This is a genomic window from Streptomyces sp. NPDC045778 (assembly GCF_056431945.1).
This window is the reverse complement of sequence record NZ_JBWKJZ010000024.1, coordinates 143,020-153,804: the sequence shown is the minus strand read 5'-3', so window position 1 is coordinate 153,804 and position 10,785 is coordinate 143,020. Positions and strand designations below refer to the sequence as shown.

Genomic DNA, 10,785 nt, shown 5'->3' with positions numbered 1-10,785 from the left:
CCCCCCCCCCCCCCCCCCCCCCCCCCCCCCCCCCCCCCCCCCCCCCCCCCCCCCCCCCCCCCCCCCCCCCCCCCCCCCCCCCCCCCCCCCCCCGCAACGGGTGCGAGCCGGTCGGCCAAGTACCGCTGGAACTGCCACAGCGGGCGCTCCAGGTGGGAGAACCGCCCGCCCGATGGGGCCGGTTCGGTGGCCAGGCCGCGCTGTACGCCACGGATGGCCACCAGGTCCTCCTCCTGGATCAGCTCCAACTGCTGCCGCGACGCCGTCACATACGCCTCGTAGCCCGGCCGGCCCACGGCCTCCGCCGGGACCAGTACGGTCGCCAGCGCGTCATGCGTGGTCGGACCCGTGGGGACCCAGCGCAGGAACGTGACGCTGTCCGGTACGAGGGCGAGCGCCAGGTTCGGGAACACCCCCGCCACCGTCATCCCTGACAACTGGCGCGCGCCGAGCCCGGGGATGAGCGTGCCGACCTCCGGCACACCGCCCGCGTCCGGATCCGACGGCGGATCCGCGGCGAACGGCGTGAACATGCTGAAGCCGCGCCCGTCGCACTCCTCGACGACCGTGTCCTTGCCGGGCACGACCGGCTCCAAAGTGGCCGCGTGCGTGCCCATGTGGTGGTAGTTCTCCGAGCCGTTCTCGAAGGCCACTTTCCAGTTCGCCGGGACGTTCTCCCAGCGTGCTGTGTAAGCGACGACGAGATCCGCGAGGCGGTACGGCGCGAGGACGGCGTCGAGCCGGGCCAGCCGTGGCCCGAGCGCCGGCGCGTCGGGATCCGCGCTGACCATCAGCAGCCCGTTCCACACCTCCAGGCGATAGCGGGGCAGCCGGCAGGCCGTGCGGTCGAAGTCGACCTTGTTCATCAGCGGCGCCCCTGCCAACTGCCCGGCGTACTCACCGTTCAGCCGGTAGGTCCACGTGTGGTACGGACACGTGAGCCGCTTCAGCGTGCCCTGTTCGGGCGTGGTCTCGGGCGGCAGCACGTCCATGAAGCGGTGGCGGCACACCCGCGACAGCGCGTGCAGATCACCGCTCTCGTCCCGCGTGATCACCAAAGGCTCGCCGAGAACGTCCGTACGCAGATAGTCACCGGCCCCCGCGACCTGGCTGACGTGGCCGACGCACAGCCAGTCGCCGCGGAACACGCGCTCCCGCTCCAGTTCGTGGAAGTGCTCACTGGTGTAGGCCCGGGCGGGCAGGGTCTCACCGCGCTCCAGCGGGAGCCTGGCGATACGGGCGAGTTCGTCGAGGAGGGAGGGAAGTCCGTCGTGCTGCATGAGGGTCACCGCCTTGTCTGGGGGATCACTTTCATGCTCGGCCGCCGCTCACCGCATCGGATCGACGCCGGGGACGACATCCGGCTACGTCCTTCGAATGACCGGCCCGCCGCCGCCCCGGGCCTCGAGACGGAGACCCCGCCCGGGCAGGGACTACGACAAGCGCGCCGACCAGCGAGGGGCGTCCCGGTCGGAGGCGATGCCGACGGGACGGCGGCCGTCACCGGGGGTGGTGGCGGCCGCGTGCGTCCGCAGGCGCACTCGGCCTGCGGGCGCACTCCTCACAAGCCGCCCCCTTCGCAGACGCGGCGGGCGACCTCACGGAGTTTGACGTTCTTCTCCTGGGAATAGCGCCGCAGCACGTCGAAGGCCTGGTCCTCGGTGAGGTGATGGCTTCCCATCAGGATGCCCATGGCCTCGCCGATGACGTGGCGGGTGGCGACGGCCTGTTCCATCTGGGCGTGGGTACGGGCGCTGGAGAAGGCAACCGCGGCATGGGAGGCGAGCAGCCACCCGGCCAGCTCGCTGGCCTCGGTGAAGGCACCGGGCTCACGGGAGTAGAGGTTCAGCGCACCGAGGTCCCTGTCCTCGGTGAACAGCAGGAAGCCCATCATGCTGCCCACGCCGAGCCGGTGGGCCCGCGGGGCGTAGACGGGCCACTGCGGCTGTTCCTCGCTGAAGTCGGCGATGCGGAAGACCCGGGCGCCCTGGGAGCTGTGGGCGGCGTCGAAGCACGGCCCTTCCTCCATCTGCTCCTGGAGTCGATCGCTGTCGACGACCAGTTGGTGGGTGGGGGCGAGCGTCTGCACCTTCTGGCCGTGCAGGATGAGAATGCCCGCGGCGTCGCAGCCCTCCACCAGTTCGGTCGCCGACGCCGTGATGCGCCTCAGGGTGGCGTCGACCGATTCCTGGGCCAGGAGCTCCCGCGCCATCGACGCCATCTGCTGTGCGAACCGGGCCCAGTCCATAACGCCCTCCGCGTCTCGGCTACGTCCCGGTTGAACCGATTACCCGGCTTCCCCCGGGGTCACAAGTGCGGGCCCGCGGGGTTTGCCGCGGGGGGCGCGTCACGGCCGCCAGTACAGCGCGGGGTCGGGGTGATCGGTGAACCCGAGGTCGCGGTACAGGGGTTCGCCGTCGTGGGAGGCGTGCAGGTCGACACGGGCGACTCCCCGCTCCCGGAACCAGTCGAGCAGCCCGCACATGATCGCGCGGCTGTGGCCGCGCCGCCGGTGGGCGGGGTCGGTCACCACGCCGAGGACGAACCCGATCCGGCCGTTGCTCAGGTGCGGGCCCGGAAGGCGTTGCTCGATCGTGCCGATGCCGCAGGCGGCGAGCCCGTCGTCGCCGTCGACCACCAGAACGCGGACGGCGTCCGAACCCAGCTGCTCCTTGAGGACCGTCGCCAGCTCGTGCCGCCAACCCTCGTCCCCTGACGAGGGGTTGAAGAACTCACCACCAAGGTCCCCGAACAGCAGCGCCCGCAGGCGCACCAGCTCCGGGACGTCGTCTTCCACTGCCTGGCGTATACGCGACATGTAATGAGCCTAGGGCGGTACGAACTCTTACGGCAAGGGGCGACGCGGGCCGTCGGGCTCCGGGCGACATTGTCTTCGCGCTAAATAGAGCGTTCGTTCTAGTCGAGGTTGATATAAGTCGGGAGGCCGAGGTCGTGTGCGGTCGGCGTATCAGTCCAGGAACGACGTCACCGTGGTCACGAAGTGCCGTGGGTCGTCGAGCCACGGGTGGTGGCCCGCGCCCGGCTGTGTGACCAGCTCGGCGCGCGGGAACAGCGCGGCGAACTCGGCCATGGCGGGGGGAGGGGAGTTGAGGTCGACCTCTCCGGCGAGCAGCAGGACCGGCGCGGTGAAGCCGGCGAGCGCCGTGCGGGTCTCGGCCGGGTGGAAGGCGCCTTCCGCACTGAAGGCCCGTACCACCTCGCTGTTCTTCTGCTCCGCGTCGGCGGCCTGGAGTGCTTGCGCGGCCTCGTCCCAACGGCCGTGCAGAAAGGGGGCGATGGCTTCCCAGGAGTCGTTCGTCGCCCGGCCCGCGGTGATCGCTTCGAGGGCGGCGTAGGCCTCGGGGAACCAGGGTTCGTCGGCGCGCAGCCGCGCGGTCCGGCGGCGTACGTCCGGGCTGATCTCGATGCCGACGGCCAGGACGCTCGGTGTGACGAGGGTGAGGGTGCTGACGCGGTCGGGGTGTTCGCTCGCGTACTGGACGGCCACGTTCGCGCCCGCGCAGTGCGCGAGCAGGTCGACCGTCTCCAGGCCGAGGTGCTCGCGCAGGGCCTCGACGTCCGCGACGAGTCGGTCACAGCGGCAGGTGCCGAGGTCCGCGGGGACCTCGGACCGGCCGGTGCCGCGCAGGTCAAGCGTGACCAGCTCGCGGTGCGCGGAGAGGCCGCCGAGGTCGCCCAGGTAGACGGAGTCCCGCATCCCGCCGGGCAGGCAGACCAGCGGCGGACCGTCGCCGGAGACGCGGTACGCGATCTTGGTTCCGTCGTACGAGGAGAACGTAGGCATGGCCGTGACCTTGTCAGGGGGCCGTGAGCTGGGCAAGTGGTTTCGGCGCCGCCGGATCGGACGACCTCCCCGGCCACACCGGTGCGGCCCTCCGGCCCCCCGGCGAGGGTGTGGGATGACGGCGTCCGAGGCCGCCGTGACTCGGCAGGCGTGAGCCGCGCTGTCCCCAACTGGCCCCGGGCTACAGTGAAGCGGTGACCTCCCTCCCGGAAGGCCTGTCGGAAGACTCATCGGCGGACTCGTCGACACTGATCAGCGACGATGACCGTGACGCGGCCGCGCGGCGCCTCCAGGACGCGTACGCCGACGGGTACATCGCGCACGAGGAGATGGACGACCGCCTCCACCGGGCGCTCGCCGCCAGGACGCGGGGGGAGCTGGCGTCGGCGCTGGCCTCGCTTCCGGAGCCGAAGCCGGAGACCGCGTCGACGATCGCCGCCGCGAGCGGGCGGATCAAGCGGCGCGGCCCGTGGCGGGTACCGCGGACCCTCAAGGTCGCGTCCGCGTTCGGGAAGGTGCACCTGGACCTGTCCCGGGCGGTCATCGAGCACCCGGTGGTGGACATCGAGCTGCAGATCGGCTCCGGCAGGGCCAAGGTAACGGTCCCGCGCGACGCGACCGTCGACCTCGACCACCTTCAGTGCGGGTGGAAGGACGCCCGCTACAAGGTCCCGCAGCGCTCAGGGCCCGCCGGGCCGACGATCCGGATCAGCGGAGCCATGGGGTTCGGACGGCTGAAGGTCCGCCACGCGCGGCGTTGAGGCGGCTAGGCGCAGTAGTACGTGCGTACAAGGGCTTTGCGGTGCAGCGCGCGGGGGTAATGTCCGTATTGCACCCATGTTCGAGTCAATGTACGGTACGTATGTACTACTAAGGCGAGGGCTCGCCCCGAGGCCCCGTCCGCATCGAAAGGCTCCGCCATGAAGATCGCAGTTCTCGGTACCGGCGGCGGTGCCCGCGAGCACACCGCCAAGCTCCAGGAGCTGGGTCACGAGGTGTTCGTCGGCACCCGCGACCCGGAGGTCACCCTGGCCCGCACGGAGCCCGACATGATGGGCAACGTGCCGTACGGCCAGTGGCTCGCCGACCACCCCGGCGTCACCCTGCTGAGCTTCGGCGACGCCGCCGAGGCCGGCGACGAGGTCGTCATCAACGGCATCGACGGACACAACGCCGTCGCGGCCCTGACGGGCATCGCCAGCAGCCTGAGCGGCAAAACCCTCATCGACTACGCCGTGCCGTACGTCTACCAGCACGAAGCCGAGCACCCCTGGCCCACCCCCTGGGGCGTCATGCCGAAGCTCGACCCCTGCGACACCGACAGCCTCGGCGAGCGGATCCAGCGCGCCCTGCCGGACACGAAGGTCGTCAAGAGCTTCGTCACCCAGGAGCAGTCCACCGTCGTGAACCCGAAGGCCGTCGGCGGCGGCGACCACACCATGTTCGTCGCCTCCGACCACGACGACGCCAAGCGGACCGTCACCGAGCTGCTCAAGTCCTACGGCTGGACCGACATCCTGGACCTTGGCCCCCTCGTCTGCTCCCGCGGCATGGAGATGTACGCCCACATGCATTCCGCCATCGGCTTCGGCCTCGGCCAGGCGTTCGGCGGCCACTTCGGCCTCAAGGTCGTGCGCTGAGCGGCCCGCCGCCGACGCGACCACGACGTATGACCACCCTGCCCGGCGTCACCGCCACCGAACGCCGCTCCCGCCTGGCCCAGCGGCACCTCCTCACCGCCGCCACCAAGGCCGCCTCGGCCCAGGAGGTCGCGTACGCCCTGACCGGCTTGCACGCCACCGACCCCGCGACGGTCTTCCTCGCGGCGGCCGCCCGCATGCGCAAGCCGACCGTCGCCGCCGTCGACGCCGCGCTCCACGACGCCCCCGCCGGCCCCGGTGCGGAGCCGGACCTCGCGCGCGCGTACGGTGCATGCGCCGCACCCTGTTCGTGGTCCCGGCCGTGCTCGTACCGGTCGTCTGGCACGCGACGGCCAAGAGCAACGACCCGCACCGCGCCGACGCCGAGGCGAAGCTGCGCGACGCCCTGGGCTGGGACGAGCGGCGCTATGCCGACGTGGCGCGGGCGACCCTCGACGCCCTCGCGGCGCGCGGTGAGGCCACCGCCGCCGAACTGGCAGCCGACGTACCGGACTTGCGCGAGCAGTACGTCGTCAACGCCGGGAAGTCCTACGAGTCGCGGCAGCGGGCCGGCTCGCCGGTGCTCGGCGTGCTGGCCGCCGAGGGCGCGTGCGGCGCTCGCGGCCGGTCGGCTCCTGGACCTCCGCGCAGTTCCGCTGGGCGCCCGCGCGGCTGGTGCCGTCGCTGCCCGCCGCCGAGGCGCGCGCGCCGCGCTCGCGGCCACCGCCGCGCAGGCCGTCGACATCGACGAGGGCACGGGCTACGTCCTCACCTACGACGTCGACCCGCTCCCGGCCGTCGCGCCGGAAGCCGCCCTGCTGCCCGGGCTCGACCCCACCGCGATGGGCTGGCGCCACCGCGACTGGTACCTAGCCCCGGCCCACACACCCGAACTCTTCGACCGCAACGGCAACATCGGCCCCCTGCCGCGAGGCCCGCGCGGCCGTCGAGGAAACCACCGGCCGCCTGACCGACTTCCTCGACGGCACCCGCGTCACCCCCTGCTACCGGATCCCCCTCGAACGCCGCCTGAGCAGCCCACGCTGACGGGATCCGCGCCCTCTGGCAGGCGAGCCGCGCACGGAAGTCGGCCCCGGCTCACGCCGGATCCGGCAGCTTCATCAGCGCGAGCTTGGCCGGGTCGACCACGACCGTGATGGCGGTGATCCGGGCGTCGACGACGGTGAACGCGACGACCGAGAGCGGCGTGCCGTCCTCGCGCCACGAGATGACACCGGGGAGGCCGCCGACGAGCACCGCACGCCCCTGTGCGGCCGCGCTCGCGGACAGCCGCGCTCCGGACGCGACCTTGGTGGCGCCGAGGGTGACGACCACGCCGCCCGGGGTGTCGGCGGTCAGTTTCACCTCGGGGTCGAGCACCCGCAGCAACCCCTCGAAGTCACCGCCGCGCGCCGCAGTCAGGAAGGCCTGGACCACCTCGCGCTGCTCCTGCCGGGCGCCGGTCGGCCGCTCCACACCCCGTACCTTCCGGCGGGCGCGGCTGGCGAGCATCTTGGCGGCGGCGGTCGACTTGCCGAGGATCTGACCGATCTCGTCGAACGGCACGGCGAACAGGTCGTGCAGCACGAACGCGAGCCGTTCGCTGGGCCCGAGCGAGTCCAGGACGACGAGGAGCGCGAGCCCGACCGAGTCGGCGAGTACGGCGTCGTCCTCGGGAGCGGGACCGTCGTCGAGGGTCACCACAAGGTCGGCCAGGCGGTCGTCGCGGGAGACCTCCGGGCGGGCCTGGCGTGATCGCAGGACGTCGAGGCTGATGCGGCCGACGACCGTCGTCAGCCAGCCGGCGAGGTTGTCGATGGTCGAGGCGTCCTGGCGGGAGAGGCGCAGCCAGGCCTCCTGGACCACGTCCTCGGCGTCGGCGTGCGACCCGAGCACGCGGTGGGCGACCGAGCGCAGCCGGTCGCGCTGGGCCTCGAAAGCCACGGCTATCGGGCCGGTCGGGCCTGTCGAGCTGGTGTCGGTCACGTTGTTACCTTCCTCAGGGCTGCTCCGTCATGGGTGATGACGGGCCCGAAGGGGCTCAGGTAACCGATGAAGGAGCAAGCCCGATGGAAGCACGCATGACGAGCCCGGCCAACCCCGATGTGATCTCCGCGATCCAGCTGCTCTACAAGGCGATCCACGCCGGGGGCGTGGACAACCACCTGCTGTCCCTGGTCCACCTGCGCACCAGCCAGATCAACGGTTGCAGCCCGTGCGTCCACGCCACGACTGTCGCGGCGAGGAAGGCCGGCGAGACGGACGAACGGCTGCACAACGTGGTCGCGTGGCGCGAGACGCCCTTCTACACCGACGAGGAGCGGGCCGCCCTCGCCCTGACCGAGGCGGCCACCCGCTTGCAGGACGGCGCGCCGGGCGTGACCGACGAGATCTGGGACGCCGCGGCCGACCACTTCACCGAGGAGCAACTGGGCGCGATCACCCTGGAGATCGCGCTGAGCAACTTCTTCAACCGGCTCAACCGCACGGTCCGGGAGCAGGCAGGCAAGACCTGGTGAGCCGGCGTGCGGACCGGGGCGGGCCCGTGGCCGGGTCGCGACGCGGCCCGAGTGATCCAGCCAGCCGCCCGCCGGTCCGCCCTGGCACTTTTGTCCGAGACTGGTCGCCCTGTTCCCCTTGCGAGCCTTGTGGGTGATGGACACGCCCGGGTGTCGGCGGGACGGTAGCGACTCGCCGGCAACGGACCTACAGAAACGGACCTACGGAAAGGGGAGCGGTGTGAGCGGCAGCCACGTAGGGGAGCCCCCACCGCAAGTGGCCGGAGCGGGCCAGGACGAAGCCGCGGGCCCCGCCGCGGCCCCGCCCGGCGCCCTGTCGGAAGGCGCGGACCAGGCCCCGGAGGCCGGGCGGAGCACCCTGGCTCCCGCGGTCCTCGAAGCCGCGGACGACGAGGCGGTGTGACGACGGCGGCCCGGCGGGAGGGAGCGGCGGGGCCGCGGGAGCGGACGGAACACAAGCAGCGGCAAGAGCGGAAAGAGGGGACATGAGCACGGTTATCCGACGGGTCTTCAACGGCAACGGACGCGGCAGCTTCGTGCAGCCCATCAACTCGCCCGTCGCCTTCAAAGGGAGCACCATCGTCGCCTCCATCACCGAAGTCGACGCCAACGGCGACTCCTTCGTCGGCAGCGCGCGCATGACGGTGCACAACGTGGCTCCGAGGGACGGCCAGTACGTCATCTGGGTCAACATCGAGTGGCCGGATCCACTGAACTACCGGCTCAACGTCGTCGTCAGCAACGACTAGCGCGGGCCGTGGCCCCGTCCCGGGGGCGGGGCCACGGCGGCCCGGGCGGCACCGGTTCAGTCGATGACGGCCGTGGCCTCCACCTCGACCAGGTGCTCGGGCACGTCGAGGGCCGCGACGCCGAGCAGCGTGGCGGGGGCCACCGGTGTCACCCCCAGCTTCGCGGCGGCCCGGGCGATCCCCTCCAGGAGGAGGGGCATCTTGTCCGGCGCCCAGTCGACGACGTGGACGGTCAGCTTCGCCACGTCGTCGAAGGTGCCGCCGGCCGCGGCCAGGGCGGTGCGGACGTTCAGGTAGCACTGCTCGACCTGGGCCGCGAGGTCACCCTCACCGACCGTCACTCCCTCGGCGGCCCAGGAGACCTGCCCCGCGACGAAGACCAGCTTCGACCCCGACGCGATCGACACCTGCCGGTAGGCGTCGACCTCCAGCAGTCCGGTGGGGTTGACGAGCGTGATGGCCATGCTGCCTCCGAAACCAAGGCGCGAGTACTCTCTCGCGGTTACTGAGGAACCGTAGGAGAGCGGCCACCAGCAGGGAAGAATGCACTTTTTGGTGACTGGGGAACCGGGAGGTGACCCAGCAGTTCAGACGGCTGCCGGTGCCGGGAAGTGCCGCGCGGCCGCCCGTCGGTCGGTCAGGTGCTGGTGAAGACGGCGTCGCGCCGCTCGGCGAAGGACCGCAGCCCCTCGGCCCCGTCGGCGGTGGCGATGAGCCGCGCGATGTCCGGTCGCAGCCGTTCGACGGCGCTCGTCTCGCCGTGCTCGCGCGCGCGGTGCGCGGACTCCAGGGTCGTACGGACGCCCAGGGGCGCCGACTTCGTCGCGATGAGGGTGGCGATCTCGGCGGCCCGTTCGCGGGCGGCGGGTCCGTCGGTCGCGACCTCCTGCACCAGGCCGATGCGGTGGGCCTCCGCGGCGTCGAACTCCTCACCGGTGAGCAGCCACCGCATGGCGTTGCCCCAGCCCGCCTGCTGGGGGAGGCGGAACGTGGCCCCGCCGAAGGGGTAGATGCCCCGGCGGACCTCCAGCTGGGCGAAGCGCGCGTCCCGGGCCGCGACGCGGATGTCGGCGGCCAGCAGCAGCTCGATGCCGAGCGTCATGACCCAGCCCTGCGCGGCCGCCACCACAGGCTTCGTCCACGGCCCGTCCAGGCGCCACGGGTCACGGCCGCCCTCGGGCAGCGGGAACCGGCCCTCCGCCAGCTCGGCGCCCACGTCGAGCATGTCGAGGCCGCCGGTGAAGTGCTCGCCGTGGGCGAAGAGCACCCCGCACCACAGGTCGTCGTCCCGCTCCAGCAGGCCGTACGCGAGCGCCAGTTCACTGAGCATCCGCCGGGTGAACGCGTTGCGCTTAGCCGGGCGGTTCAACCCCATCAGAAGCACGTGCCCGTCCCGTTCGACGGTCACCGTGGCCGTGTCCGCAGGCATGGAACTCATCAGCCCTCCTCGTCAGTTGCATGATGAGACCTACTGGACGGTAGTCGTGCCGGAGTGTGCGGACAAGTGGGTCTCATCATGAAACCGATAAGCTGGGGGCATGAGACGGACCTCATTCCACGGCTGGCCCTGCTCCATCGCCCGCACGGTCGACATCCTGGGCGACGGCTGGACGCTGCTGGTGCTCCGCGAGGTCTTCTACGGGGAGTCGCGCTTCGACGGCTTCATCGGGACGCTCGGCATCGCCCGCAACACGCTCACCGACCGGCTGCGGCGCCTGGAGGGCGCGGGCCTCCTGGAGCGGCACGCCTACCATAGCGACCCCGTGCGCCACGAGTACCTGCTGACGGACAAGGGCCGCGACTTCTTCGGCGTGCTCGCCGCGATCAACGCCTGGGGCGACCGGTGGGAGTCCGGCGAGGACGGCGTGCCCACGGTCCTGCGCCACACGACCTGCGGCCATGACACCCGGGCCCGCGTCGTCTGCTCGTCCTGCGAGGCGCCCCTCCACCACGAGGACGTGGCCGTCCGCACGGGGCCCGGCTTCCCGGCCCGGCTGCTCGACGACCCGGCGGTGCGGGCCCGCTTCCCCGCCGCGGACGGTACGGGGAGCGGGGCCTGACCGGACGTCATC

At 72.0% G+C, this 10,785-nt stretch carries 14 protein-coding genes; 6 read left to right on the top strand and 8 right to left on the bottom strand.

The window, feature by feature from the left end:
• The 4 genes from AC07GB_RS27850 to AC07GB_RS27835 all read right to left on the bottom strand — a co-directional run.
• Positions 1-1,280, bottom strand: a 1,280-nt coding sequence (locus AC07GB_RS27850) for an aromatic ring-hydroxylating oxygenase subunit alpha (protein ID WP_478850076.1), incomplete at its 3' end; no start/stop codon positions are given.
• 281 nt (positions 1,281-1,561) lie between these two features.
• Positions 1,562-2,248: a GAF and ANTAR domain-containing protein gene (locus AC07GB_RS27845; RefSeq protein ID WP_478850074.1), complete on the bottom strand. Its 687-nt coding sequence runs from the start codon at positions 2,246-2,248 to the stop codon at positions 1,562-1,564.
• Between the two features lie 99 nt (positions 2,249-2,347).
• Positions 2,348-2,818, bottom strand: coding sequence for a GNAT family N-acetyltransferase (locus AC07GB_RS27840; protein WP_478850072.1), 471 nt, complete (start codon positions 2,816-2,818; stop codon positions 2,348-2,350).
• A 150-nt stretch (positions 2,819-2,968) separates the two neighbouring features.
• Positions 2,969-3,805, bottom strand: coding sequence for an alpha/beta fold hydrolase (locus AC07GB_RS27835; protein ID WP_478850070.1), 837 nt, complete (start codon positions 3,803-3,805; stop codon positions 2,969-2,971).
• Between the two features lie 194 nt (positions 3,806-3,999).
• Between AC07GB_RS27835 and AC07GB_RS27830 the strand changes: the two genes are divergently transcribed.
• Together AC07GB_RS27830 and AC07GB_RS27825 are read left to right on the top strand one after the other, a co-directional pair.
• On the top strand, positions 4,000-4,566 hold the full coding sequence (locus tag AC07GB_RS27830; RefSeq protein WP_478850068.1) for a DUF1707 SHOCT-like domain-containing protein: 567 nt from the start codon (positions 4,000-4,002) through the stop codon (positions 4,564-4,566).
• Positions 4,567-4,725: 159 nt separating this feature from the next.
• A complete protein-coding gene (locus AC07GB_RS27825; protein ID WP_478850066.1) occupies positions 4,726-5,445 on the top strand; it encodes an NADPH-dependent F420 reductase in 720 nt (239 codons plus the stop codon).
• A 533-nt stretch (positions 5,446-5,978) separates the two neighbouring features.
• Here the strand turns inward: AC07GB_RS27825 and AC07GB_RS27820 are convergent.
• Complete coding sequence (locus AC07GB_RS27820) at positions 5,979-6,302, bottom strand: hypothetical protein (RefSeq protein ID WP_478850064.1); 324 nt, start codon at positions 6,300-6,302, stop codon at positions 5,979-5,981.
• A 241-nt stretch (positions 6,303-6,543) separates the two neighbouring features.
• Positions 6,544-7,431: a sigma-70 family RNA polymerase sigma factor gene (locus AC07GB_RS27815; protein WP_478850062.1), complete on the bottom strand. Its 888-nt coding sequence runs from the start codon at positions 7,429-7,431 to the stop codon at positions 6,544-6,546.
• Between the two features lie 83 nt (positions 7,432-7,514).
• Here AC07GB_RS27815 and AC07GB_RS27810 point away from each other — a divergent pair, with 83 nt between their 5' ends.
• The 3 genes from AC07GB_RS27810 (at position 7,515) to AC07GB_RS27800 (ending at position 8,713) form a co-directional block, all read left to right on the top strand.
• Positions 7,515-7,964 carry a carboxymuconolactone decarboxylase family protein gene (locus tag AC07GB_RS27810; RefSeq protein ID WP_478850060.1) on the top strand — a complete coding sequence of 150 codons (450 nt, stop codon included), beginning with the start codon at positions 7,515-7,517 and terminating at the stop codon, positions 7,962-7,964.
• A gap of 220 nt (positions 7,965-8,184) precedes the next feature.
• Complete coding sequence (locus tag AC07GB_RS27805; protein WP_478850058.1) at positions 8,185-8,367, top strand: hypothetical protein; 183 nt, start codon at positions 8,185-8,187, stop codon at positions 8,365-8,367.
• Between the two features lie 82 nt (positions 8,368-8,449).
• A complete protein-coding gene (locus tag AC07GB_RS27800) occupies positions 8,450-8,713 on the top strand; it encodes a hypothetical protein (RefSeq protein WP_478850056.1) in 264 nt (87 codons plus the stop codon).
• Between the two features lie 56 nt (positions 8,714-8,769).
• Here AC07GB_RS27800 and AC07GB_RS27795 read toward each other — a convergent pair whose 3' ends face one another.
• Positions 8,770-9,177, bottom strand: a complete 408-nt coding sequence (locus tag AC07GB_RS27795; protein WP_478850054.1) for a RidA family protein — start codon at positions 9,175-9,177, stop codon at positions 8,770-8,772.
• Between the two features lie 173 nt (positions 9,178-9,350).
• On the bottom strand, positions 9,351-10,151 hold the full coding sequence (locus AC07GB_RS27790) for a crotonase/enoyl-CoA hydratase family protein (protein ID WP_478850052.1): 801 nt from the start codon (positions 10,149-10,151) through the stop codon (positions 9,351-9,353).
• 100 nt (positions 10,152-10,251) lie between these two features.
• Here AC07GB_RS27790 and AC07GB_RS27785 point away from each other — a divergent pair, with 100 nt between their 5' ends.
• Entirely contained in the window at positions 10,252-10,773 is a 522-nt protein-coding gene (locus AC07GB_RS27785; RefSeq protein WP_478850050.1) for a winged helix-turn-helix transcriptional regulator, read from the top strand.
• Positions 10,774-10,785 lie beyond the last annotated feature (12 nt).